The organism is Brevundimonas sp. UBA5936 (genome assembly GCA_002430835.1).
Taxonomy (GTDB): Bacteria; Pseudomonadota; Alphaproteobacteria; order Caulobacterales; family Caulobacteraceae; genus Brevundimonas.
In genome coordinates this window covers 1-24993 of record DJDA01000055.1, presented here as the reverse complement: position 1 = coordinate 24993, position 24993 = coordinate 1, and the positions used below count along the sequence as shown (strand labels likewise).

The window sequence follows — 24993 nt, the reverse complement described above, 5'->3', positions numbered from 1 at the left end:
GCGCTCGGGCCTCCAGCCGCCAGACGCCGATGGAGGCCCTGACCAAGTCGGTGCTGCGCACCGCCGGCTCGACCATCACCCGCGAACTGCTGCGCGGCGTGCTGGGCAGCCTGAAGAAGCGCTAGGGCTTCAGCCCAGCTCGACCGGGCGGCCGTCCTTGTAGACGTCCGTGACCTTGATCCCGGCCAGGCGGTCGGGATCGATGGTCATGGGGTCCGCATCCAGCAGGACCATGTCCGCCAGCTTGCCGGCCGTCAGCGAGCCCTTGCGGTCGTCCTCATAGTGCTGCCAGGCAGCCCACAGGGTCATGGCCTTCAGCGCGACATCGACCGGCACGCGCTCATCCGGCCCCAGGATGTCGCCCGAGCGGGTGCGGCGCGTGACCGTGGCCGACAGCACGCGCAGGGCGTCGGGATTGGCCACCGGGGCGTCGTGATGGCTGGTGAAACGCATCCCGCGCCGCCAGGCCGAACCGCAGGGCGAGATCAACTCCGCCCGGCGCGGCCCCAGCACGGAATCCCGATGCCAGTCGCCCCAGTAGAAGGTGTGCATGGGGAAGAGGGAGGGCACGATCCCCAGGGCCTTCAGGTCGTCCAGCTGATCCATCCGCGTCGTCTGGCCGTGGATCAGCACCGGGCGGCGGTCGCGGGCGCCGTGCTTGCGGCTCGCCTCGCGCACGGCGGCGATCATCAGGTCGATGGCGGCGTCGCCGTTGGCGTGGACTTCGATCTGCCAGTCGTTGGCGAAGGCCAGGTCCACGGCGTCCAGGGCCTGCTGTTCCGTCACCGCCGGATAGCCGCGCCAGGAGGCGGGCTGGCCCTCGGGCGGGACGAAATAGGGCTGGGACAGCCAGGCGGTCTTGGCCTGGGGCGAACCGTCCAGCGTCAGCTTGACCCCGCCGATGCGATAACGCCCCTCATAGTTCCGCCGGTACAGGGCCGTGGCCATGACGTCCGTCGAGGTCAGGATGTCGGGGAAGGACAGGATGTCGATGGGCAGGGCGCCCGCCTCGGCCAGACCCGCGATCATGCGGCAGGTGTCGGTGGACGACCGTCCGTCCTGGGCCGTGGTGTAGCCGAAGCGGGCGTAGTAGCGCGCGCCCTCGACGATCATCTGACGGTTGGCCTCGGCGTCCAGACGGGTGAACAGGGCGCCCATGACGGCAAACAGGGCGGTTTCCTCCAGCACGCCGTTCGGCTCGCGCGAGCCGTCCTTGCGCCGGAACACCCCGCCGGGCGGGTCCGCCGTGTCCGCCCCGATCCCCGCCGCCGCCAGGGCCGCGCCGTTGGCCGCGCCCAGATGGCTCGACTGATGCAGGAACAGCACCGGCACGACGTCGGATATGGCGTCCAGTTCGTCCCGCGTGGGGTGCCGCCGCTCCTTCAGCTGGGAGTCGTCATAGCCGAAGCCGATGATCAGGCCGGTGTCGCGCACCAGCGCCTCATGACGGTTCATCCAGTCGCGCGTGATCCGCTGCAGGGCGGCGATGTCGTTCCCTTCGCCGTCCGGCGCAGGCAGGAGGTTGGCGTAGCGCGCCTGCAACCCGACCATGGAGACGTGCCCATGCGGATCGAAAAAGCCCGGCAACAGGGTCCGGCCGTCAAGGTCGACCAGGCGCGCGCCTCGTCCCGCCGCGGCCCGCACCGCCTCCAGAGCGCCGACCGCCAGGATGGTCTGCCCGCGCACCGCCACGGCCTCGGCCGACGGCTGCGTATCGTCCATGGTGCGGATCGGACCGCCGTGGAAGATGGTCGTAGCAACCGCTCGGGCCTGCGCCGCCCCGCTCGCCGTCAGACCGCCGACGGCGAGCCCAGCCATGAACAGACGCCGATCCACATGACTCCAAGCCGGCTTCGCCACAGCTCACCTCCCTGTTTGAACAGCAAGGCTTGAACCGCCTGCGCCGTCGAGCGGTTCCCCGCCGGGCCAAGCATCCGTCAAGGCCGTCCAGAGCGCTCCGGTCGCGATCTAGCCGCGCGGGATCAGCCGCCACATGCGCAAGGGGTGGCGCACGGCGCCCGCCTCATGCCCCGCCGCGTCGCCGCGCCCGATGTAGAGATCAGCGCGCACCGGCCCGCGAATGGCCGAGCCGGTATCCAGCGTCATGACCAGGCCGCGATAGCTGGCGCGGGCGCCGCGCAGATTGCCGCCGTCCGCCTCGATCCAGGCTGCCTCGCCATAGGTCCAGCGCGACGGATCCACCGCCACCGAACGGCGCGCAGGCAGGGGCACGCCCGCCGCGCCCGTCGCCTCATTGCCGTCGTCAGGGCTGGTGATGAAGAAGATGTAGCGCGGGTTCAGCGCCATCACCCGCCGCGCCTCCGGCCCGCGATGGGCGGCCAGCCAGCCGCGAATGGCTTCGCCCGACGTGCCGTCGCGGGGCAATAGGCCTTCCTCGGTCATCGGTCGGGCGATGCCGACGAACTTGGCCCCGTTGTCGGCGGCGTAGGCGGCGCGCAGGCGGGCGCCGTCGGGGAAGGTCAGGGTTCCCGAGCCCTGGATCTGCAGGAAGAACAGATCCTCCGCCTTCATCCAGGCCAGGGCCGAAGACTGGGCCGAGCCCGCCTCGATGGCGGCGCGATCGCCGACGCTGGACAGATTGGTCGGGCGGCTCAAGACCGGGGCGTCGAACTCGGCGTCCGGCACGCGGCGGGCCGGATACTCGGGTGCGAAATAGGCGGTCAGCAGGCCGCGCCCGCCGTCGTCGGTGCGCACCTCGGCGGCGGTGAAACGGCTTTCCAGGAAGGCGCGCGCATCGCTGGGATTGGCGCGGGCGGCCAGGGCGCGGGCGTCGCGGCAGGTTTCAATGGCGATGCGCGACGGGCCGCAACCGGCGGCGTAGGCGCGCAGGGCCGCCAGATGGTCTTCCTCGGCCCAGCCGGGCAGGGCGGCCAGGCTGAGATCTCCGGCGGCCGGCGGAACCGGCGGCGACACCGGCGGCGGCAGGGGGACAGGACCAGGCGTCGGCGGAACCGGACGCGGCGTCGAGGCGCAGGCCGCCGCCAGCAGGGTCAGGGCCAGAACGCCGGACAGACCGCCCAGTCGCCCAAGCGGAGCCGTAAGGAGACGGGCCGCGCCCGTCTGATCGAGGGGCGCGGACCGTGCGATCATCAGGCGGTCGCCGGCTCGACGCGGGCCAGGGCCCAATTGGGGTCCGAGGCGCCCAGGCGGCGCTCGAAGGTCCAGATCTCGGCCGTGCGGCGCTCTTCGGTGACGGTCTCGCCGCCCGAAGGCGTGACCGAGCCGCGCACCTCGGCCAGGAAGCGCACCTTGGCCAGGGCGCGGTCGCCCTCGGTCGTGGCCAGCTCCAGATCGGCGCGCGGGGCGTGGACCAGTTCGACGCTCTCGGCGTCGCCGCGCGCCTCGCGCGCCGCAATGCCGGCCTCGAACGAGCCCATGACCTTGTCAGTCAGCAGCGGACGCAGGGCGTCGCGGTCGCCCTTGGCGTAGGCGCGGACGATGGTCTCATAAGCCTGGCGCGCGCCTTCCAGGAAGCGGTGCGGGTCGAAGTTCGGCTCGCGCGCCTTCAAGCCTGCGATGGCGGCCGTCAGCGCGGGGTCGACCACGGGGCCGCGCGCGGCTTCAGGCGCGCCGGCAGGGGCTGCGGGAACCGGGACGGGCTTGGGATTGTCCTCGGGCTGACGGCCGACCTTCTTGCCCAGCACATTATAGAGTTGGAACAACAGCACCGCCGCGATGACGGCGAAGATCACGATCTGAAAGGTCACCGGCACGGTGGGTTCCTCGACTGGTCAGGCCTCATCTTCCCGACAGGGAAGCGCCTCGGGTTTCTCCCCAAAGGCGAAAGGGCAGCTCATACAACGTGATTAGGGGTCGATCCGGGCGGGCGCAAGGCGAAGCGAGAGGCGAACGCGGGTCTCGACGTTGCGACACAGGGTCTCGCCATGCTACCGCCGCCCCCTCAGACCCGCCTCCAGGGGGAGCGGGACGCCTCATTCCTATAAGACGGTTTTCAGACTCATGACCGACGCCACGCCGCCCGCCGACGCCAACGGCCAGACGCCCGACCAAGCCCAGCCGCAGGGCGGCCAGCCGCAAGGCCCCGGCTTCCGCATCCTGGCCCAATACGTCCGCGACCTGTCGTTCGAGAACCCCAAGGCCCCGGACAGCCTGCGCATCGACGGCAAGCCCGCCATCGACATGGGCGTCGAGATGAACGCCCAGGGCCGTCCCGACGGTCTGTTCGAAGTCGACCTGAAGCTGTCGATCAAGGCCACGGCCGACGATCAGTCGCCGGTGTTTCACGTGGAACTGCTCTACGGCGGCCTGTTCGCCCTGCAAGGCGTCCAGCCTCAGGACATCGAGCCCCTGCTGCTGATCGAGTGCCCGCGCTACCTCTTCCCCTTCGCGCGCCAGGTCATCGCCCAGGCCACCATGGACGGCGGCTTCTACCCGCCCTTCATGGTCGATCCGATCGACTTCGCCGCCATCTATGTCGCCCGCCAGCAGCAGATCGCCGGCGCCCCGGCCGAAACCGGCCAGGCATGATTTTGGGTCGCTAACGCGAGGCGCGCAGCGCCTCGCTGCTTGAGCGACTATCTATGGGATAGGGGGCGCCTGATCGGGCGCCCCTTTTTCTTGCGCAGGAGGGCCCATGCTCAAGGTCATCGCCGAGGACTTCATCAAACCCGAGCATGTCGAGGCGGTGCGGCCCCTCTATGCCGAACTGGTGCGGCTGACGCGGCGGGAACCCTTGTGCCGCACCTATGACCTGTTCGAGGATCGCAAACAGCCCGGCCATTTCATCTTCATCGAGGAATGGCCTGACCAGGCCGCGCTCGACGCCCACTGCGCCAGCGAGCATTTCCGGCGCCTGGTTCCCCAGATCGACGCGCACCAGGCCCGACCCGGAACCTACATACTGATGAGCCCCGTCCCGACGGACGCGCCGGTTCAGGCGGCTTCTTCAGCCTCGGTCGCGACCGTCACGCCGTAGCCCGCCCACAGGCTGAAATCCTTGATCGTCGCCTTGAGGAAGGCCAGGTGGGCGGCTTCTTCCTCGGCCGTGACGAAGGCGGGCAGGGGACGCGGCCGGGCGCCATAGGCGACGCGCTCCGCCGTCTCGGCCGCGCCGCCGCGCGTCGAGGTCAGATCCAGCGCGCGCTCCTTTCCGCCGCGTAGCTCCAGATAGACCTCGGCCAGCAGGCGGGCGTCGATCAGGGCGCCGTGCAAGGTGCGCTCGACCAGGCTGATCTTGTAGCGCTTGCACAGAGCGTCCAGCGAGTTGGCCATGCCCGGAAACCGCTTCTGGGCCAGGGCCAGAGTGTCGATCCAACGATCCTGCGGCGGCGGCTTGCGGCCGATGCGGCCGATCTCGAAATCGATGAAGTTGCGGTCGAAGTTGGCGTTGTGCGCGATCAGCGGCGCATCGCCCAGAAACTCCATCAGGTCATCGACGACCTCATGAAACTTGGGCGCGTCCTTCACCTTGTCGTCGGTGATGCCGTGCACCTTGATGGCGTCCGGCGGGATCAGCCGCTCAGGGTTGATGAAGCGGTGAAAGGTCCGCCCCGTCGGCAGCAGATCCTCGATCTCGATGCAGCCCACTTCGATCAGCCGGTCGCCCGTCTTGGGGTCGAAGCCGGTGGTTTCAGTGTCGAGGACGATTTCGCGGGCCATGCCTCTTAATGCCGGGGTTCGGCCTTCAGCGAAAGGGTTCAGCCCTCCAGGGCGCGACGGATCGCCCGTGCGACCGCCAGGCTGCGCTGCGCCTCCTCGTGGTTCTCGTCCTCCAGATGCCAGGCGGCGGAGAGGCAGGCATGGCAGAAGCCCCAAGCCATGACCGCCTGGGCGGGCCGCCCGACCGCCGGCCCCAGGGTCTCGGCCAGCCGCCGCGCCCGTGCGGGGTCGGTCCGGAGATCCTGCCGCTCCAGCGGATTATAGAGCAGATTGGCCGCGTCATAGGCCGGATCGCCCAGGACGCCGTGCGGGTCGATCGCCAGCCAGCCGCGCGGACCGTGCAGGATGTTGTCGTGATGAAGGTCGCCGTGTAGCGGTCGAATCGGCGTCCCCTCGGCCATCAGGCCCGCCGCCATGGCGGCCGCCTCGCCGAACAGACCGCCCTGTCTCGCCGCCTCAAGCCTCAGGGCGGCGAAGCGATCCGCCATGGTCTGAAGGCCCTCGGCGGGACGATCGGAGGGCGCATGAAGGGCGCGCAGCACGTCGGCGGCGATGCGGGTTGCAGCCTCGTCCCCCTCCGTCTCCAGCACAGCGGACAGGGGTCGGTCGCCGGCGTCCTCCAGCCATTGCCAGGGCCCTTGAGCGCCCAGCAGACGGATCGCGCCAGCCCCATCGCGCCAACGCAGCCAGGCCAGGGCATGGGGCGCATCCGGCGCCGCCTGCGGGCTCAGGCGCTTGAGCACGCTGGTGCGGCCGTCGGGCGCGACGGCCCGCCAGACCGTTCCGCCTACGCCCTCGGCCAGCAATTCCAGACGGCCCAGGCCCCAGGCGGACGGCGGCGCGGGCTTCCAATCCGGTTCGAGAACCTTCGCCGCAACCGCCCGCACCTGATCGCGCGCGGCCTCCAGACCATGTCCGGTATCGATCAGGAAGTCGGCGCGGGCGCGCTTTTCCGCGTCCGGCGTCTGGCGCGCCAGGATGGCGTCAAACCGCTCGCGCGTCATGCCGGGGCGAGCCAGGACTCGCTGGGCCTGAATCCCGGCGTCGGCCGTGACCACCGCCACGGCGTCGACGAAGGCGTCGCCGCCCGTCTCGAACAGCAGGGGGATGTCGACCACCGCCAGACGCGCCCCGTCTTCCGCCGCCGCCTTCAGCGCCTCGGCGCGGTCGGCCGCGACCAGGGGGTGGACGATGCCCTCCAGCCGTTGAAAGGCCGCCTCGTCGCGGCCCAGGGCCTCGGCCAGGCGCGGGCGGTCGACCGCGCCGTCCACGACCACGCCGGGGAAGGTCTGCGCCAGCGGCGCGACCGCCGCGCCGCCGGGGCCGTAGAGGCGATGAACGGCGGCGTCGGCGTCCCACACCACGGCGCCTTCGTCGGCGAACATCTGGGCGGTCGTCGACTTGCCCATGCCGATCGAGCCGGTCAGGCCCAGGACGATCACGCCGTCTCTCCCAGATGGCTCAGCAGCAGGGCGCGCAGGTCCAGCGGCGGCGGCGGGCGGCGGAAGATGGCCTCGAACGACGGCGCCGCCTGGCCGATCAGCATGGCCAGCCCGTCCACCGTCGTCAGCCCTCGCGCGCGGGCCGCCGCCAGCAGGGGCGTGACCACGGGCTTATAGGTCATGTCCATGACCACGGCCGAAGGCTTCAGCGCCGCCAGCGAAATGTCGGGCGCGACGCTCAGGGCGTTGATGACCAGATCGGCGCCTTCCAGCACGCTCGCGTCCGAGGCGACCGACACCGCCGGACCGAGATCGGCGGCCAGGGCCTCGGCCCGTTCCCGCGTGCGATTGAGAATGGACAGGGCCGCGCCCGCCTCGATCAGGGCGCCCGCGCTCGCCCGCGCCGCGCCGCCCGCGCCCAGCATGACGACGGAGGCGCCGTTCAGCTTCAGCTTCGGCGCCTGTTCGGCCAGGGCGTAGAGCACGCCCGCGCCGTCGGCGCTGTCGGCCCGCACCCGGCCGTCCTCGAAGACCAGGATGTTGGCCGATCCCGTCATCTGCGCCGCCGCCGCAGCCTCATCCGCCAGGGCGAAGGCCTGCTCCTTGAACGGCGCCGTCACGTTGACGCCCGCGATCAGCCCCGCGCGACCCGCGGTGACCAGAGCGTCAAACCCCGAGGCGTCTTTCGGCGCAAAGGCGACGTAGGCGCCGTCAATGCCGCCGGCCTCCAGCCAGGCGTTATGGATCACCGGGCTGAGCGAATGGCTGACGGGATTGCCGACGATCCCGCCCAGCAGGGCGGCGCCGGTGATGCGGCCGACTGGCGTTCCGCTCATGACGCGATCACGCCCGCGCGTCGCAGTTCAGCCAGGACAGGCCACAGCGGCAGGCCCAGTACGGTGAAGTAGTCGCCCTCGACCGCCTCGAACAGCTGCGAGCCCAGCCCCTCCAACCGATAAGCGCCGACGCAGGCCAGCAAGGCCTCGCCCTCCGCCGCCAGATAGGCGTCGAGGAAGGCGTCGGAAAAATCGCGCACCTTCATCTCGACCGTGTCCACGCCGGACCAGACCACCTGGCCGTTTCGGGCCAGGGCGGCGCCGGAATGCAGTTGGTGCGAGCGGCCGCGCATGGCGCTCAGGCGTTCGCGCGCGGCCTGAAGCGTCGGCGCCTTGGACACCAGTCCCCCCTCGAACGACAGGGTCTGGTCCGCGCCCAGCACCCAGGCGTCGGCGTCATGGCGCGACACCGCCAGCGCCTTGGCGCGCGCCAGTTCGACCGCCAACTCGACCGGGTCGACGCCCGGCGTCTTCAGGGCGTCCTCATCCACGTCGGCGACCTGGACGGCGAAAGGCACGCCGGCGTCGGTCAGCATGGCGCGGCGCGCGGCGCTCTTGGAGGCCAGGATCAGGCGTTCGCCGTCGGTCGTCGTCACATCGGGGCTCCCAGCTTGCGGCCACGCCGCTCGCTCAACAGGTTGATGATGGCGGCCGCCGTCTCTTCGACCGAGCGGCGGGTCACGTCGATGGTCGGCCAGCCGCGCCGTTCGAAGGCGCGGCGCGCCTTGATGGTTTCCTCGCGCACGGCGTCATGGTCGACATAGGCGGAGGCATGACCGGCGTTCAGCCCGTCCAGCCGGTTGCGGCGGATCTGAACCAGGCGATCGGGCGACACGGTCAGGCCGACCACCAGCGGCTTCTTCAGTCCCGTCAGGCGCTCGCCATCCTCCTGGCCGGGGACCAGGGGCACGTTCGCGGCGCGAATGCCCCGGTGCGCCAGATAGATGCAGGTCGGGGTCTTGGAGGTCCGGCTGACCCCGCACAACACCACGTCGGCCTGTTCCAGTTGCTCCAGCGTGCCCTGGCCGTCGTCGTGGGCGATGGCGTAGTCGAGGGCGCCCATGCGGTTGAAATAGCCCGTATCCAGGGCGTGCTGCGCCCCGACCCGCGCCGAGACGTCCGCGCCCAGATAGCGCGACAGGGCGCCGACCAGCGGATCCAGCGCCCCGATCTGCGGCATCTGCAGCTGGCGACAGCCTTCCTCGAGCTGTTCGCGCAATTCGCGGTCGACCAGGGTGTGCAGCACCACGCCGGGCGCGGCCGCCACCTCTTCCAGCACCCGATCCATCTGCTTGGTCGAGCGCACCAGGGCGTAGATGTGCTCGATGGGAATGACGCCGTCGAAACGGGCGACGACGGCCTTGGCCATGGCGTTCAGCGTCTCGCCGGTCGAATCCGACACCAGGTGGACGTGGAAATAGGTGGCCAGGCGCGAAGCGCCGATCGGTCGGGCGGGGCTCATGAGATCGGCGTCTCCTTCCAGGCGGCGGTCGGATCATCCCCGCGCCCTGTTGAAAAGCCGGGGCGCCGTTCGTGAAAGACCGGGCGCCGAATCCTCTAGCAAGCCTGGCCGCCGGTCGCGAGCGGGGATCGCGGGCGCCGTTGTGATGATCGGCGCCGGAGTCGTCCGCCTGGGCGCCGAGGATTCATCCCGTGCTGGGGGCAGGACATTTTGTCCAACAACGGCGCCCGCGGATTCACCCACAACGGCGCCCAGAGGCAAGCCAGAGTCTGACGGGCGTTTCACGGCTTATCCCCATGACTCACACCCCGCCTTGTAAACGCCTGGGTTTCCACGCCGCGATCAGGGGACAAGAGGGAGTCGAACCGGGACTGTCCGCAGTTATCCCCGCGCTCCCCGGCCCTGCTTCCACCTACCAATTCTTTCAATTCTTAAATCTGAATAGGGATTGAGGCTTGGGGGTGTGCATCCTAAAGCCCGAAGCATGAGCACGCCCCTTCTGATCCAGGCTCTCCAGGGCCAAACCCTTTCCCGCCCGCCCGTGTGGTTCATGCGTCAAGCCGGGCGCTACCTGCCGGAATACCGTGAGCTGCGGGCCAAGGCGCCGGATTTCATCGCCTTCTGCCTGAATCCGGAAATGGCAGCGGAAGCGACCCTGCAGCCAATGCGCCGGTTCGGCTTTGACGCCGCCATCGTTTTCGCCGACATCCTGTTGATCCCCGGCGCCCTGGGCCAGAAGGTGTGGTTCGAGGCGGGGGAAGGGCCGCGCCTGGGCGCTCTGCCGTCGGTGCAATCCATGGCCGACAAGGCTCAGCAGGCTGGAGAGGCCCTCAAGGCCGTGGGCCAGACCCTCAGCCTCGTGCGCGCGGAACTGGAGCCTGAACGCGCCCTGATCGGCTTTGCAGGGGCGCCGTGGACGGTCGCCACCTATATGCTGGACGGCGAAGCGCGCACCATCGGCAAGGGCGAGCGCGCCGCCGCCCGCACCTACGCCTATACCCACCCTGAGCTGGTGGCGGGTCTGCTGGACGTGCTGGTGGAGTCCACCGCCCACTATCTGAAGATGCAGCAGGACGCCGGCGCCCAGGTGCTGAAGATCTTCGAGAGCTGGGCCGAGGGCCTGCCGGACGATCTGTTCGAGACGCTGGTGCTGAAGCCGCACCAGAAGCTGGTGGCCCGCGCCCGTGAACTGGGCGTCACTGTGCCGCTGATCGGCTTCCCGAGGGGCTCGGCGGCGCTAGCCGAACGCTACGCCCGCGAATGCGACGTGCAGGGCGTGGCGCTGGACACGGCCTGTCCGCTGGACGTCGGCCGGCGCGTCCAGGCGATCAAGCCCATTCAGGGCGCGCTGGATCCCTTGCTGTTGCGTGCGGGCGGCGACGCCCTGGACCGCCGCGTCGATCAGCTGATGGAGGCCTGGGGCCAGGGCCCGTGGATCTTCAACCTGGGCCACGGCATCTTGCCGGACGTGCCGATCGCCCATGTCGAGCAGGTGCTGAAGCGGATCGGCGCCCAATGACCCGGACCGCCACAACCCCCGAGGGACGACCCAACCGGCGCGTGGCGGTTGTTCTAACCAATCTGGGCGGTCCCGATCGCCCCGAAGCGGTCAAACCCTTCCTATTCAACCTGTTCAACGACCCGGCCATCATCGGCCTGCCGGGGGTGTTCCGCACGCCGTTGGCGAAGTTGATCTCCAGCCGGCGCGAAACTTCGGCTCAGGCCAACTACGCCCTGATGGGCGGCGGCTCGCCTCTGTTGCCCGAGACGCAGAAACAGGCCGAGGCCCTGTCGCGCGCCCTGGCCGACGCGGCGCCGGGCGACGACAGCCGCGTCTTCATCGCCATGCGCTATTGGCATCCGCTGACGGAAGAGACGGCGGCGGCGGTTAAGGCCTTCCAGCCGGACAAGATCGTCCTTCTGCCCCTCTATCCGCAGTTCTCGACCACCACGACGGCCTCGTCGCTGAAGAAGTGGAGCGAGTGCTACGACGGACCGGGCGAGACCCACGTCGTCTGCTGCTATCCGGATGCCGAGGGGCTGATCGAGGCTCAGGCTCGTCTGATCCGGCAAACGCTGGACAGGGCCGAAGGCAGGCCGGTGCGCGTGCTGTTCTCGGCGCACGGCATTCCGGAAAAGCTGGTCGCGGCCGGCGATCCCTATCAGGCCCAGGTCGAGTCCACGGCGGCCGCCGTGGTCGAGCACATGGGCCTGACCGACTGGGCCATCTGCTATCAGAGCCGGGTCGGGCCGCTGAAATGGCTGGGCCCCGCTACGCCGGACGCCATCGAACAGGCGGCCAAGGACGGCGTGGGCGCTGTCGTCGTGCCCATCGCTTTCGTCTCCGAACATATCGAGACCCTGGTCGAGCTGGACATGGAATACGGCGAACTGGCGCATAAGGTCGGTTGCGCCCCTTACTTGCGGGCGCCGACGGTCAGCGCCGATCCGATCTTCATCACCGCCCTGGCCGATGCGGTCGAGCGGGCGCTGGAAACGCCGGGGACCGCCCCGCAGGGATCTTCGCAGGGTGGGCCATGCGCCCACTTGAAAGCCTGCCCGTCTAGCTGTTCAAGGGCCTCCAAGGCGGCCTGAGGGGGAGCGACATGGACTATTACAACCTGGCCCGCGGGCTTCACATCCTGGCGGTGATCGCTTGGATGGCCGGCATGCTCTTCCTGCCGCGCCTGTTCGCCTATGACGCCGAGCAGAACGCCAAGTCTGAGCCCCTGCGCGGCGAGATGCAGGCCCTGCTGCGTGTCTGGCAGACGCGTCTGCTGCGCATCATCATCAACCCGGCCATGATCCTGGCCTTCGTCTTCGGCGGCTGGCTGCTGTGGCTGCGCAGCGGCGACGGCGCCGACTGGTCCTTCGCGCATCAGCCTTGGATGATGACCAAGCTGATCGGCGTCTTCCTGCTGGCGGGCTGGCACGGCTTCCTGGCAGGGCAGCGCAAGAAGATCGCGGCGGGCACGTCGAAATATTCCGGCCGCTTCTGGCGCATGACCAATGAGATTCCCTTCGTCCTGGCCATCATCATGGTGTTGTCGGTGACGATGGAATGGAGTTTCTAGAGGCCTTGACGCGAGCGACGCGGTCGCTCGCTGCCTGAGGGCCCTTGACCCGCACGGGTCTTTCGTGGTTCCGCTGCGGTGAACCGTGCGGCCGATCCGTGCAGTGCGGTCCCCCTCTTTTCGCGACGCCTGCCGGTTTGAGCCTGCGGGAGACCGTCGCCCTCCCTCCCAGCCCTTGCGGCTGAAGCCATCGACGACCTTCTGCTCCTGGACGCTTCGCGGCGTTCGGGCGCGCGAACGAGCACGCCATCATGACCGATACGCCTGACACGCCGGAAACCGAAGTTACTGAAAACGCAGTGGAAACACCTGCTGAGCGCCCGCGCCGCACCTTGAGCTTGGGCGGCAGCCGCGCCGCTGCGCCGGTTGAGGAGGCGCAAGCCGAAGAGGTCATCGCTCCGACTGCTGCCGAAGACGAGGATCACGGCGTCGACACCACGGCCGAGGATGACGAGGACGATGACGGCGAGCCGATCGTGCCCAACGGCCGCATCACCCTGCAGGAACTGAACGAGAAGACGCCGGAAGACCTGGTCGCCTTCGCCGAGGGTCTGGATATCGAGAACGCCGGCAACCTGCGCAAGCAGGATCTGCTGTTCGCCATCCTGAAGACCCTGGCCGACGAAGAGGTCGAGATCATCGCCTCGGGCGTGCTGGAGATCCTGCCGGACGGCTTCGGCTTCCTGCGCAGCCCCGACGCCAACTATCTGCCGGGTCCGGATGACGTCTATGTCTCGCCGTCGCAGATCCGTCGCTTCGGCCTGCGTTCGGGCGACACGGTGCACGGCGCCGTGCGCGGTCCGCGCGAAGGCGAGCGCTACTTCGCCCTGCTGAAGGTCGATACGATCAACTTCGAAGATCCGGAGATGGTCAAGACCAAGGTTCTGTTCGACAACCTGACGCCGCTCTATCCCGAAGAGCGGCTGCACATGGAGATCCAGGATCCGACGCTGAAGGACCGTTCGGGCCGGGTCATCGATATCGTCGCCCCGCTGGGCAAGGGCCAGCGTTGCCTGATCGTAGCCCCGCCGCGCGTGGGTAAGACGGTGATGCTGCAGAACATCGCCAAGTCGATCGAGCGCAATCACCCGGAGGTCTTCCTGATCGTCCTGCTGATCGACGAGCGTCCGGAAGAAGTGACGGACATGCAGCGCACGGTGAAGGGCGAGGTCGTCGCCTCGACCTTCGACGAGCCCGCCACCCGCCACGTCGCCGTCGCCGAAATGGTCATCGAAAAGGCCAAGCGCCTAGTCGAGCACAAGAAGGATGTCGTCATCCTGCTGGACTCCATCACCCGCCTGGGCCGCGCCTACAACGCCACTGTCCCGTCGTCGGGCAAGGTCCTGACCGGCGGCGTCGACGCCAACGCCCTGCAACGGCCCAAGCGCTTCTTCGGCGCCGCGCGCAATGTGGAGCAGGGCGGTTCGCTGACCATCATCGCCACGGCCCTGATCGACACCGGCAGCCGCATGGACGAGGTGATCTTCGAAGAGTTCAAGGGCACGGGTAACTCGGAAATCGTTCTGGACCGCAAGGTCGCCGACAAGCGCATCTTCCCGGCCATCGACGTGCTCAAGTCCGGCACCCGCAAGGAAGACCTCATCACGCCGAAGGACCAGTTGGCCAAGACCTATGTCCTGCGCCGCATCCTCAACCCGATGGGTCCGCAGGACGCGATCGAGTTCCTGCTCGACAAGCTGCGCCAGTCCAAGAACAACGGCGATTTCTTCCAGTCCATGAACACCTGATACTGGCCCTAGCGCCGCCCGCGCGGCGGGCGGCTGCTTGAGGGCATGTTTCACGTGAAACACGCGCCCAGCTTGAAAGGCAGACGTCATGAAGCTGAACATCGAGATCGACTGCACCCCGGCCGAGGCCCGCGCCTTTCTGGGTCTGCCGGATGTGACGCCGCTCAACGACCATCTGGTCGCCGAGATGCAGAAGCGGATGGACGCCAACATGGCCGCCATGCAGCCCGATGAACTGATGAAGACCTGGACGTCCTTCGGGGTTCAGGCCCAGGACCAGTTCCGCCGCCTGATGGAAGCCGCCGTCACGGGCGCGCCCAAGGGCTGAAGACTTGAGTTCAAACGCCGACACCATCTTCGCCCTGGCCACCCCGCCGGGGCGGGGCGCCATCGCCATCATCCGCTTGTCCGGGCCGGGCGTGGATGCGGCCCTGACCGCGCTGGGGGCAGGGGGGCTGACCCCGCGTTTGGCCTCGCTGCGGACGCTTCGTCATGACGGCGAGATGGTGGATCAGGCTCTGATCCTGCGCTTCCCCGGACCCAATTCCTATACCGGCGAAGACAGCGCCGAGCTGCATCTGCACGGGGGGCGGGCGGTGATCGAGGCCGCCAGCCGCGCCCTGATCGCCCTTGATGTTCGCCCCGCCGAGCCGGGCGAGTTCACCCGCCGCGCCTTCCAGAACGGCCGCATGGACCTGGCTCAAGCCGAGGCCGTCGCCGACCTGATCGACGCCGAGACCGGGGCTCAGAAGAACCAGGCGCTTGGCCAATTGGACGGCGCCCTGTCGGCGGCCTACGCCGGGTTCCGTCGCGAGCTGCTGAAGGCTCTGTCCCTCGTTGAAGCCGAGATCGACTTCCCGGACGAGGAGGTGCCCGACAACCTGGCCCGCACGGCGGGGCCGGTTCTGGACAAGCTCTCGGCCGATCTGCGCTCGGCTCTGGCGGATTCCGATCGAGGACGGCGGGTGCGCGAGGGCTATCGCATCGTTCTGATCGGCGAGACGAACGCCGGCAAGTCATCGTTGTTCAACGCGCTTGTGGCGCGCGAGGCGGCCATCGTTACGCCTATTGCCGGCACCACGCGCGACGTGTTGGACGCGGACATCATGATCGGCGGTTACGCCGTCACCCTGTCGGACACGGCGGGCCTACGCAACAGCGACGATCTGGTGGAGGCCGAAGGCATCCGCCGCGCCCGATTGAGAGCGGAAGGGGCCGACCTGCGCCTATGGGTTCGTTCGCCCTCCGCTGAGGCTGTCGAAGACCCAGCCGCCGCTTTTGTCGGGAAGTCCGATCTTCAGGTGCTGAACAAGGCCGACCTCGGCGCCGTGACGCCGGCGCCCGAGCTCGAAGCCCTGACCGTCAGCACCACGACGGGGCGAGGGCTGACGGAGTTGCACGACTGGATCGCGGCCCGTCTGGCGCGCGATCTGTCCGGGGCCGACTTCCCCGCCGTGACGCGGGAGCGTCATCGTCGCCGCCTGGCTGAAGCTCTGGCCGCCGTTGATGCGGGGCGCCGCGCCCTCGATCTGGCGCCTGAGATGGCGGGCGACGACCTGCGTCGGGCGGCCGACGCCCTGGCCCGCGTCACGGGCGCCATCGGCGTGGAGGATATTCTGGGCGAGGTCTTCTCCTCCTTCTGTATCGGCAAATAGGCCCGGCTTTCGCCTGTTTCACGTGAAACAATGGTTCTTCAGCCGGTGGCGATTCCGGCTCGAATGGACTATGTGGACGCCATGAGTTCGACCCCCGATCACACCTTTGATGTCGTCGTCATCGGCGGCGGCCACGCCGGTTGCGAGGCCGCGACCGCCGCCGCGCGCGCGGGCGCCCGCACCCTGCTTCTGACCCAGAAGCTCGAGACGATCGGCGAGATGAGCTGCAACCCGGCCATCGGCGGCTTGGGCAAGGGCCATCTGGTGCGCGAGATCGACGCCCTGGATGGCGTCATGGGCCGCCTGGCCGATGTGTCGGGCATCCAGTTCCGCCTGCTGAACCGCTCCAAGGGCGCCGCCGTGCGCGGCCCGCGCAGTCAGATCGACCGTCGCCTGTACCGCGAGGCCATGCAGGCCGAACTGGCTGACTACCCGAACCTGACCCTGATGGCGGGCACGGCCGAGGGGCTGATCCTGAACGGCGATCGCGTGGCCGGGGTGAAGACTGGGGCGGGGGAGACCATCCGCGCCGGGGCTGTGGTGCTGACGACGGGCACCTTCCTCAATGGCGTCATTCATCGCGGCGATTTGCGCATTCCGGCCGGCCGCTATGGCGAAGACCCGTCGACCGGTCTGGCGGGCGATCTGCATTCGGCGGATCTGATGATGGGGCGCCTGAAGACCGGCACGCCTGCGCGTCTGGATGGGCGAACCATCGCCTGGGATCGGCTGGAGATGCAGCCGGCGGACGATCAGCCTGTGCCTTTCAGCTTCCTGACCGACCGGATCGAGGTGCCGCAGATCGCCTGCGGCGTCACCCATACGACGGAAGAGACGCACCGCATCATCGCCGACAACCTCGGTGAAAGCGCCGTTTACGGCGGGCGTCTGTCGGGTCGCGGGCCGCGCTACTGTCCGTCGATCGAGGACAAGGTGGTCCGCTTCGCCGACAAGACAAGCCACCAGGTCTTCCTGGAGCCGGAGGGTCTGGATGATCCGACCGTCTATCCCAACGGCATCTCGACCTCGGTGTCGGATGCGACCCAGCTGGCCTTCCTGCATACGATGCCCGGCCTGGAGCAGGTCGAGGTCTTCCGTTTCGGCTACGCCATCGAGTACGACTATGTCGACCCGCGCGAACTGACTCCGGCGCTGGAGGTCAAGAAACGCCCCGGCCTCTATCTGGCCGGCCAGATCAACGGCACGACCGGCTATGAGGAGGCGGGGGCTCAAGGGTTGATCGCCGGCCTGAACGCCGCCCGCGCCGCCGCGGGTTCCGACCCGCTGATCCTCGGTCGAGACCAGGCCTATATCGGCGTCATGATCGATGACCTGGTGACGCGCGGCGTCACTGAACCCTATCGCATGTTCACCAGCCGGGCTGAGTATCGCCTGACGCTGCGCGCGGATAACGCTGACCAGCGCCTGACGCCGATCGGAATCGCGGCGGGCATTGTCGGCGCCGAGCGCGCCGAGGTATGGCTGGAGAAGGCGGACCAGTTGGACCGGGCGAACCGTGTTTCACGTGAAACGCAGTTCACGCCCAAGGAGGCGGGGGCCCTTGGCATCACCGTCAACGCGGATGGCCAGCGGCGCTCGATCCGTGATCTGCTCGCCTTCCCGAATGTGACGCTGGATCAGTTTGTCGCCGTCCGCCCCGAAATCACGGACTGGTCGCCTGCGGTGCGGGATCAGGTCGAGATCGGCGCCGTCTACGCCAGCTATCTGGATCGCCAGACGCAGGATGCGGAAGCCTTGCGGCGGGAGGAGGGGCTGTCGCTTCCCGCTGACCTCGACTACGCCGCTATCGGCGCGCTGTCGAACGAGGTGCGCGAAAAACTCGCCCTGATCCGGCCGCTGACGCTAGGCCAGGCTGGGCGCATTGAAGGCATGACGCCGGGCGCGCTGACGGCGCTGCTGGGTCATGTGAAGAAGGTCAAGGACGTGGAAGCCGACCTGGCGGCGGTGGTCGCCTGATGCCGGACGCCATCGATGCCTTCCGCGCCCAGACGGGCGCCAGCGACGCCAACATCGCCGATCTGCACGTCTTCCTCGGCATGCTGACCGAGGCCAATGAGGTGATGAATCTGGTCGGTCCGGATACTCTTCCCGACTTCTGGAACCGTCACGCCTGGGACAGCGCCCAGCTGCTGAGCCTGGCGCCGGAGGCCAAGACCTGGGCCGATCTAGGGGCCGGGGCGGGCTTCCCCGGCGTCGTTCTGGCCATCCTGCTGAAGGGGAGGCCGGGCGCTCACGTCTGGCTGATCGACAGCCTGGGCAAGCGCTGCCGCTTCTTGCAGACCATCGTCGATGCGTTGGATTTGCCCGCCACCGTCGTCAACGGCCGGGCCGAGGAACAGGCGATCACGGTCGACGTCGTCACCGCTCGTGCGGTGGCGGCGATGGAGAAGCTGCTGGGTTATGCACAGCCCTACTTCCAACGCGGTGCAAAAGGCCTGTTTCTCAAGGGAGAGAAGGCCGAGGCTGAGTTGAAAGAGGCCCGTCGGGTCTGGCAGTTTGAGGCTGAGCTTACGGTCTCGCGCAGCGATCCGCGCGGCCGCATCGTTTCACTGGGGGGTGTTCGCCGTGTCCGTTGAGTCCGTAAAGCCGCCCCGCGTGCATGAAACCCGCATCCTGGCCGTGTCCAACCAAAAGGGCGGCGTGGGCAAGACCACGACGGCCATCAACCTGGGGACCGCCCTGGCCGCGATCGGCGAAAAGGTGCTGATCGTCGACATGGACCCGCAGGGCAATGCCTCGACCGGGCTGGGTGTTCCACGTGAAACACGGCGGGTGACGATCTACGACGTCATCGTCGACGGTCGCCCGGTGGACGAGGCCGCCATTGAGACCGCGGTGCCGGGCCTGTTCATCGTCGCCGCCGACGCCGACATGTCGGGGGTCGAGATCGAGCTGAGCCAGGCGGATCGCCGCTCTTATCGCCTGCGCGACGCCCTGGCGAAGCAGGGCGGCAATGGTCATTCTCGGTATGACTATGTGCTGATCGACTGCCCGCCGTCGCTGAACCTGCTGACGCTGAACGCCATGGCGGCGGCGGACGCCGTCCTGGTGCCGCTGCAGTGCGAGTTCTTCGCCCTGGAGGGCCTGACCCAGTTGATGCGGACCATCGACATGGTGCGCCAAAGCCTGAATCCGGCGCTGGAGATTCAGGGCCTGGTCCTGACCATGTACGACCGTCGCAACGCCCTGTCGGGTCAGGTGGCGGCCGACGTGCGCGCCCACTTCGGCGACAAGGTCTATGACAGCGTCATCCCTCGCAACGTCCGGGTGTCCGAGGCGCCGTCCTTCGGCAAGCCGGCGCTTATCTATGATCTGAAATGTGCGGGCAGTCAGGCCTATCTGAAGCTGGCCCGTGAACTGGTGGCGCGCGAGCGCCAGCGTCGTCAGGCCCTGGCTGCCTGATTGGCGGTCTGATCCCAAAAACAATAACGGAATCGATATCTTGTCCGAACGTCAGCGTGGTCTGGGCCGGGGTCTCTCGGCGCTTCTGGGAGAAAACACGCAGGAGCCTGTCGCTGTTGACGCGACCGGCCCGGCGCCGGCGGGCGTGCATCGGGCGCCGATCGAGGCGCTGAAGCCCAACCCGGACCAGCCGCGCAAGATCTTCACCAAGACGGATCTGGACGAACTGACGGCCTCGATCCGTGACAAGGGCGTGCTGCAGCCCATCCTGGTTCGGTCCCAGCCGGGCGAGCAGGGCGTGTGGCAGATCATCGCCGGCGAGCGCCGCTGGCGCGCCGCTCAGGCCGCCCGCCTGACCCAGGTGCCGATCGTCGTGCGCGAGATGGACGACATCGAGGTGCTGGAAGTCGGCGTCATCGAAAACGTCCAGCGCGCCGACCTGAACCCGATGGAAGAAGCCAACGCCTACGCCGTCCTGATGGAGCGTTTCGGCCGCACCCAGGACGCTTTGGCGGGGGTGGTGGGCAAGAGCCGCAGCCATGTCGCCAACACCCTGCGCCTGCTGCAACTGCCCGAGGCGGTGCGCGAGCATGTGGTGCGGGGCGATCTGTCGGCAGGCCACGCTCGCGCCCTGATCACGGCACCGAACGCTGAGGTGCTTGCGGCCGAGGTCATCGCCAAGGGGCTGAACGTGCGCCAGACCGAGGCCCTGGCGCGTCGCGCGGCGGAAGGCCCGAAAACGCCCAAGGCCAAGCCGGCCATGGGCGGCGAGGGCGCGGCCGACATCGCGGCCCTGGAACAGGATCTGTCCGACGCCCTGGGCCTTCAGGTCTCTTTGGCCGACAAGGGCGGCAAGGGCGAGATCACCGTTAAATACGGCACCCTGGAACAGCTCGACGACCTGTGCCGACGCCTGATGCGGGGCTGAGGCTCTTTTCGACGCCATCCATGTTAGGGTGTCGCCATGAATGAAAACTCTGACAAAATCAGCGCGGCTGAAGCCTTGAAACGGGTCTTGGCCGCGAAGAAGGCGGCGCAGCAGGATGGCGGCGGCTTTAGCGGCGTTGATGGCGCTCGCAAGGCGGAGCATTCGATGCAGCGTCAAGCGGCGGCCTTGAACAAGCCCGCCTTCCGTCGCGCCTCCAAGCGAGGCTGAGGGGACGTCGCCGCCGTCTCGTGCGCGCCTTAAAGCCCCATACGCTTGGCTCGAGCGGCGATTTCCAGCAGCAGACGTTCGGCGATCAGGGCTTCGGGCATGCCTGTGGTCTTGGTCATGACGTCGGCGGTGTTGACGCTGTCCTGCACCTCATCGAGCAGTTCGAGCCGCCAGGCGCGTGATTGGCGCAGCATTTCCGCCTCCTGTTTCCAGAACACGCCGGCGGCCTTGACGGCCTCCTTGGCGCCTGCGCCGTTGGCCTGCAAGATATTGATCCGGCGTAGTTTTCCAAGATGAAGCGAGGCCATGCGCACGGCCATGACGGCGCTTTCGCCTTCGGCCAGGGCGCGGCGCAGGCCCGCCTGGGCGGGGCCGGGGCGGCCGCCGAAGGCCTGTAGGGCGGCGTCGGACAGGGAGGCGTCGGGCTCGACCCCCAGGTGGGCGTCCAGCTCTTCCACATCGATGGTGCGGCCTGATCCGGGGCCGATGTAGAGGATCAGCCGCTCGATCTCCTGACGCATCAGGCCGCGCTCGCGGGGCAGGCGGGCGACGAAGCGGTCCAGGGCGTCGGAAGACAGGCCCACCTTGTCGGCGCCCAGGGCCTCGCGCGTCATGCGGGCGACGTCGCCGACTTCGTCTTCGTAACAGGCGATGGCGACGGCGCCCTGGGCCTTTTCGGCGGCCTTGCGCAGGGCGGATTCGCGGCCCAACGCCCCGGCCTCGATCACCAACATGGCGTCGGGATTATAGGCGCCTTCGGCGTGGGCGGTCAGGGCGGCGGCCACGGCCTTGTCCACGCCCGCCTTGCCGTCCGACATCCGGATGCGCACCAGACGCCGCCCGCCGATCATGCTGAGCGCCGTCAGCGCCTCTTCCAGCCGCACGGCGTCGCCGTCGATGTCCGCCTCGGTCAGCAGGGTGACGTTGAAGGGGTCGTTCAGATCCGGGGTGATCGTGCGGCACAGCGTCAGCGCGCGTTCGGTCACGCCCGACCGGTCCTTGCCGTGGATGACGGCGGCGCGGACGCCGGCGTCCGGCGCCTTCAGGAAGCGGTCGACGTCGGGCCGCTTGGACAGGATCATGCGAAGGCCTTCAGCGCCCCGCCAGGACGCGCATCATGTCCAGGCGGATCAGACGGGCCAGGTCGGCGGCGGCCCGGTCCTCGCCGTCCTGCTGGGCGGCGATGGCGGCGTAGGGCTGATCCGCGGCGGCGTAGGTGACGGTCGTTGTCTGCACGCCCTTGATCGTCTCGCCGCCCGCCGCAGGGGTCAGGGCCCAGGCGGCCTTGACCGTCAACTCATAGCGGCTGGCCGTGTCGTCGATCCGGCGGCCCAGGGGGCGACGGCTCTGCTCGACCTCGGTCGTCAGGCGATAGAGGGGCGCCTGGGCGCCGTCGCGGCCGAAGGCGTCCTCCAGCTGTTCGCGCAGGCGATAGCCCAGGCGGTCGTCGGGGGTGGTCACGGCGATGCGCGACAGGCCGCCGCTGACGCCGGTCTCGCCGTACATGGGCGTAAAGCCGCAGGCGGACAGCAGGCTTGCGCCCGCCAGGACGCCGAGCAGGGCCAGACGGCGCATCAGCCGGCCACCAGATTGACGATACGGTCGGGCACCACGATCACCTTGCGAACGCTGAGGTTGTTGGCGGCAAGGTAGGCCTGAACCGTCGGATTGGCGAGGGCCGCGGCTTCGACCGTCGCATTGTCCGAACCGCGCGGCAGGATGACTTCGCCGCGACGCTTGCCGCCGATCTGGACGGGCAGGGTGACCTGGTCGTCGGCGGCCAAGGTCGGGTCATAGACGGGCCACGGCGCGTCCAGCACCATTCCGGCCTCGCCCAGCTGGGTCCAGGCTTCCTCGGCCAGGTGGGGGGTGAAGGGCGCCATCAGCCGCGCCAGGGTCGACAGGGCGGTCTTCTTCGCCTCGGCGCCGGCCTTGTCGTGTTGACGGATGGTCGCCAGGAAGGCGTAGAGCTTGGCCACGGCCGAGTTGAAGCGGAAATGCTCGACGCCTTCGCTGACGGCCTTGATGGCCTTGTGCGTTTCGCGGATCAAGGCGGCGTCGACATCGGCGTTTGCGGGCGCGGCGGCGTCGAAGGCGGCGTATTCGCCCCAGACGCGCTGGACGAAGCGGGCGGCGCCCTCGACCCCGCCGGTCGACCATTGGATGTCGCGTTCAGGCGGGCTGTCGGACAGGATGAACAGGCGACCGGCGTCCACGCCATAGGCGGTGATGATGTCCTGGGGCGCGACCACGTTCTTCTTGGACTTGGACATCTTTTCGATGTCGCCGATCGTCACCGGGGCGCCGGTGGACAGGCGGGTGGCGACGCGCTGGCCGTCCACGGTCTCGATGCGGACGTCCGACGGCTCGACCCAGCGCGGTTTGCCGCTGTCTTCATGGCCGTCGAAATAGGTTTCGTGGATCACCATGCCCTGGGTGAACAGGCCGGCGAACGGCTCCTTCACGTCCATCAGACCGGCGTCCGACAGGGCGCGGGTGATGAAGCGGGCGTAGAGCAGGTGCAGGACCGCGTGCTCGACGCCGCCGATGTACTGATCGACCGGCAGCCATTTGGCGGCGGCGGCCTTGTTGATCGGCTCGGTCGCCTTGGGGTCGGCGAAGCGGGCGAAATACCAGCTGGAATCGACGAAGGTGTCGAGCGTGTCCGTCTCGCGCCGGGCGGCGGCGCCGCACGACGGACAGTTGACGTGTTTCCACGTCGGATGGCGGTCCAGCGGGTTGCCCGGTACGTCGAAGGTGACGTCCTTAGGCAGTTCGACCGGCAGCTGGTCGGCCGGGACCGGCACGACGCCGCACGCCTCGCAGTGGATGACCGGGATAGGGCAGCCCCAGTAGCGCTGACGGCTGACGCCCCAGTCGCGCAGGCGATAGATGGTCGCGCCTTCGCCCGTTCCGGCGGCCTCGATGCGGCGGATGGCCTCGGCCTTGGCGGCCTCGATATCCAGACCGTTCAGGAAGTCGGAATGGAAGATGGAGCCGGGGCCGGTATAGGCCTCGTCGGCCACGGCGAAGTCGTCGCCCGCGCCTTCGGGGCGGACGACCGGGATCACCGGCAAGTCGTATTTGCGGGCGAAATCCAGGTCGCGCTGGTCATGCGCCGGGCAGGCGAAGATGGCGCCCGTTCCGTAGTCGGACAGGATGAAGTTGGCGATCCACACCGAGACCTCGGCGCCGGTGAAGGGGTGGACGACCTTCAGCCCCGTGTCCCAGCCGATCTTCTCGGCCTGTTCGATGTCGGCCTGGCTGGCGCCGCCCTTGCGGCATTCGGCGACGAAGGCGGCGACCTTCGGGTCGGCCTCGGCCAGTTGCTTCGAGATCGGATGATCGGGGGCCAGACCCATGAAGCTGGCGCCGAACAGGGTGTCCGGGCGGGTGGTGTAGATCTCCAGCCCGTCGTCGAAACCGGCCGGGGCGGCGCCCGCCCAGGCCCATTTCATCTGCAGGCCCTTGGACCTGCCGATCCAGTTTTCCTGCATCAGGCGGACCTTCTCGGGCCAGCGGCCTTCCAGTTCGGCCAGACCGTCGATCAGATCATCCGCATACTGAGTAATGCGCAGGAACCACTGGTTCAGCTTGCGCTTCTCGACCACGGCGCCCGAGCGCCAGCCGCGCCCGTCGATGACCTGCTCATTGGCCAGGACGGTGTTGTCGACCGGATCCCAGTTGACCACGCCGTCCTTGCGATAGACCAGGCCGCGCTTGAACAGCTCCAGGAACCAGGCCTGCTGCTTGCCGTAGTAGTCCGGGTCGCAGGTGGCGAACTCACGCGACCAGTCCAGCGACAGGCCAAGCAGCTTCAGCTGGCCGCGCATGGTGGCGATGTTGGACCAGGTCCAGTCGCCGGGGTGGACGCCGCGCTCCATGGCCGCGTTCTCGGCCGGCATGCCGAACGCGTCCCAGCCCATCGGGTGCAGGACGTCGAAGCCCTGCGCCCGCTTGTGACGCGCCACCACGTCGCCCATCACATAGTTGCGGGCGTGCCCCATGTGGATGTTGCCCGACGGATAGGGGAACATCTCAAGGACGTAGTATTTCGGACGGCCGGTGTCGGCGTTGGACACCGAAAAGGCGTCGGCCGCAGCCCATCGGGCCTGCTGGCGGGGTTCGGCGGTCTTAGGCTCGTAGCGGGCCACGGCGTATCCTGAGGCGGCGCCTCAGGCGCGAAGCTTGAGGCGGGCCTGAGGACGCGTTGAAGACGAAAGGTGAGGGGCGGCCGGTCTTTAGCGACGGGCCGCGTTGGCGAGGTTGAGCTGGCGCGCCTTGGTCAGGATGGCGTTCTCCAGATCGGTTTCGGTCTGGGCCGCAACCGGAGCCGAAACCCAGGCGCCGGCGGCGTCCTTGACTTCCTTGGTCACGGCGACGTTCAGGGCGTCGGCGCGCAGGCGGCGATCCAGGATGAAGACGGTCGCCTTGAAGCGCTCGTTCGGCGCCTGCGGATTGACGTACCAGTCATAGTTCACCACGCCGCCCCACGGATCGGCGCTGGTCAAGGGCATGAAGGACAGGGTGTCCAGGGTGGCGCGCCACAGATAGGCG

General features: G+C 68.5%; 25 protein-coding genes and 2 pseudogenes. 14 read left to right on the top strand and 13 right to left on the bottom strand.

Annotation, left to right across the window (positions count from 1 at the left end):
* Positions 1-125 (top strand): helicase HerA-like domain-containing protein (locus tag B2Y21_RS05860; protein WP_292057879.1); only part of this gene is annotated, 125 nt, incomplete at its 5' end.
* 4 nt (positions 126-129) lie between these two features.
* On the opposite strand, the gene B2Y21_RS05855 is transcribed toward B2Y21_RS05860, so the two are convergent.
* The 3 genes from B2Y21_RS05855 to timA form a co-directional block, all read right to left on the bottom strand.
* Positions 130-1818 carry an amidohydrolase gene (locus B2Y21_RS05855; RefSeq protein WP_292057872.1) on the bottom strand — a complete coding sequence of 563 codons (1689 nt, stop codon included), beginning with the start codon at positions 1816-1818 and terminating at the stop codon, positions 130-132.
* 150 nt (positions 1819-1968) lie between these two features.
* A complete protein-coding gene (locus tag B2Y21_RS05850) occupies positions 1969-3111 on the bottom strand; it encodes an MltA domain-containing protein (protein WP_292057870.1) in 1143 nt (380 codons plus the stop codon).
* A complete protein-coding gene (gene timA, locus B2Y21_RS05845; RefSeq protein WP_292057869.1) occupies positions 3111-3728 on the bottom strand; it encodes a TIM44-related membrane protein TimA in 618 nt (205 codons plus the stop codon). The genes B2Y21_RS05850 and timA overlap by 1 nt, the downstream gene beginning before the upstream one ends.
* A gap of 253 nt (positions 3729-3981) precedes the next feature.
* On the opposite strand from timA, the gene secB reads away from it, so the two are divergent.
* Positions 3982-4509, top strand: coding sequence for a protein-export chaperone SecB (secB, locus tag B2Y21_RS05840; protein WP_087140133.1), 528 nt, complete (start codon positions 3982-3984; stop codon positions 4507-4509).
* 106 nt (positions 4510-4615) lie between these two features.
* Positions 4616-4957, top strand: coding sequence for a putative quinol monooxygenase (locus tag B2Y21_RS05835; protein WP_292057867.1), 342 nt, complete (start codon positions 4616-4618; stop codon positions 4955-4957).
* Here the strand turns inward: B2Y21_RS05835 and dnaQ are convergent.
* From dnaQ to B2Y21_RS05805, 6 genes and pseudogenes are all read right to left on the bottom strand, one after another.
* Positions 4915-5640, bottom strand: a complete 726-nt coding sequence (gene dnaQ / locus B2Y21_RS05830) for a DNA polymerase III subunit epsilon (RefSeq protein ID WP_292057864.1) — start codon at positions 5638-5640, stop codon at positions 4915-4917. The two genes, B2Y21_RS05835 and dnaQ, sit on opposite strands and share 43 nt — an antisense overlap.
* Before the next feature lie 38 nt (positions 5641-5678).
* Positions 5679-6431: pseudogene (locus B2Y21_RS05825) on the bottom strand (aminoglycoside phosphotransferase family protein); the annotation flags it as partial.
* Between the two features lie 63 nt (positions 6432-6494).
* Positions 6495-7082: pseudogene (gene coaE / locus B2Y21_RS05820) on the bottom strand (dephospho-CoA kinase); the annotation flags it as partial.
* Entirely contained in the window at positions 7079-7918 is an 840-nt protein-coding gene (aroE, locus tag B2Y21_RS05815) for a shikimate dehydrogenase (RefSeq protein WP_292057862.1), read from the bottom strand. The gene aroE and the pseudogene coaE, both read right to left, overlap by 4 nt.
* Positions 7915-8514: a Maf family protein gene (locus B2Y21_RS05810; protein WP_292057860.1), complete on the bottom strand. Its 600-nt coding sequence runs from the start codon at positions 8512-8514 to the stop codon at positions 7915-7917. Before B2Y21_RS05810 ends, aroE begins: the two co-directional genes overlap by 4 nt.
* The gene (locus tag B2Y21_RS05805) at positions 8511-9380 is read right to left on the bottom strand and encodes a pyruvate, water dikinase regulatory protein (RefSeq protein ID WP_269296464.1); all 870 of its coding nucleotides are present in this window, start codon (positions 9378-9380) and stop codon (positions 8511-8513) included. Before B2Y21_RS05805 ends, B2Y21_RS05810 begins: the two co-directional genes overlap by 4 nt.
* A gap of 484 nt (positions 9381-9864) precedes the next feature.
* On the opposite strand from B2Y21_RS05805, the gene hemE reads away from it, so the two are divergent.
* From hemE to B2Y21_RS05750, 11 genes are all read left to right on the top strand, one after another.
* Complete coding sequence (gene hemE / locus B2Y21_RS05800) at positions 9865-10899, top strand: uroporphyrinogen decarboxylase (RefSeq protein WP_292057859.1); 1035 nt, start codon at positions 9865-9867, stop codon at positions 10897-10899.
* Positions 10896-11975: a ferrochelatase gene (hemH, locus tag B2Y21_RS05795; protein WP_292057858.1), complete on the top strand. Its 1080-nt coding sequence runs from the start codon at positions 10896-10898 to the stop codon at positions 11973-11975. Before hemE ends, hemH begins: the two co-directional genes overlap by 4 nt.
* An 11-nt stretch (positions 11976-11986) precedes the next feature.
* Positions 11987-12454 (top strand): CopD family protein, encoded by a 468-nt coding sequence (locus B2Y21_RS05790; RefSeq protein WP_278449076.1) that lies wholly within the window; start codon positions 11987-11989, stop codon positions 12452-12454.
* Positions 12455-12705: 251 nt separating this feature from the next.
* Positions 12706-14202 carry a transcription termination factor Rho gene (rho, locus tag B2Y21_RS05785; RefSeq protein ID WP_292057857.1) on the top strand — a complete coding sequence of 499 codons (1497 nt, stop codon included), beginning with the start codon at positions 12706-12708 and terminating at the stop codon, positions 14200-14202.
* 88 nt (positions 14203-14290) lie between these two features.
* Complete coding sequence (locus B2Y21_RS05780) at positions 14291-14530, top strand: DUF6489 family protein (protein ID WP_105564219.1); 240 nt, start codon at positions 14291-14293, stop codon at positions 14528-14530.
* Between the two features lie 4 nt (positions 14531-14534).
* A complete protein-coding gene (mnmE, locus tag B2Y21_RS05775) occupies positions 14535-15857 on the top strand; it encodes a tRNA uridine-5-carboxymethylaminomethyl(34) synthesis GTPase MnmE (protein ID WP_292057852.1) in 1323 nt (440 codons plus the stop codon).
* 63 nt (positions 15858-15920) lie between these two features.
* Complete coding sequence (mnmG, locus tag B2Y21_RS05770; protein ID WP_292057875.1) at positions 15921-17834, top strand: tRNA uridine-5-carboxymethylaminomethyl(34) synthesis enzyme MnmG; 1914 nt, start codon at positions 15921-15923, stop codon at positions 17832-17834.
* Positions 17834-18454, top strand: a complete 621-nt coding sequence (gene rsmG / locus B2Y21_RS05765; protein ID WP_292057850.1) for a 16S rRNA (guanine(527)-N(7))-methyltransferase RsmG — start codon at positions 17834-17836, stop codon at positions 18452-18454. The genes mnmG and rsmG overlap by 1 nt, the downstream gene beginning before the upstream one ends.
* Positions 18455-18473: 19 nt before the next feature.
* Complete coding sequence (locus B2Y21_RS05760) at positions 18474-19280, top strand: ParA family protein (protein WP_292057874.1); 807 nt, start codon at positions 18474-18476, stop codon at positions 19278-19280.
* Positions 19281-19320: 40 nt separating this feature from the next.
* Complete coding sequence (locus B2Y21_RS05755; protein WP_292057848.1) at positions 19321-20208, top strand: ParB/RepB/Spo0J family partition protein; 888 nt, start codon at positions 19321-19323, stop codon at positions 20206-20208.
* A gap of 87 nt (positions 20209-20295) precedes the next feature.
* Entirely contained in the window at positions 20296-20436 is a 141-nt protein-coding gene (locus B2Y21_RS05750; RefSeq protein WP_292057845.1) for a hypothetical protein, read from the top strand.
* A 29-nt stretch (positions 20437-20465) separates the two neighbouring features.
* Here B2Y21_RS05750 and holA read toward each other — a convergent pair whose 3' ends face one another.
* The 4 genes from holA to B2Y21_RS05730 all read right to left on the bottom strand — a co-directional run.
* Positions 20466-21518, bottom strand: a complete 1053-nt coding sequence (gene holA, locus B2Y21_RS05745) for a DNA polymerase III subunit delta (protein ID WP_292057843.1) — start codon at positions 21516-21518, stop codon at positions 20466-20468.
* Between the two features lie 10 nt (positions 21519-21528).
* A complete protein-coding gene (gene lptE / locus B2Y21_RS05740) occupies positions 21529-22011 on the bottom strand; it encodes an LPS assembly lipoprotein LptE (RefSeq protein WP_292057841.1) in 483 nt (160 codons plus the stop codon).
* Complete coding sequence (leuS, locus tag B2Y21_RS05735; RefSeq protein ID WP_292057839.1) at positions 22011-24590, bottom strand: leucine--tRNA ligase; 2580 nt, start codon at positions 24588-24590, stop codon at positions 22011-22013. The genes lptE and leuS overlap by 1 nt, the downstream gene beginning before the upstream one ends.
* A gap of 87 nt (positions 24591-24677) precedes the next feature.
* Positions 24678-24993: DUF3576 domain-containing protein (locus tag B2Y21_RS05730; RefSeq protein ID WP_292057837.1), on the bottom strand; the 316-nt coding region annotated here is incomplete at its 5' end.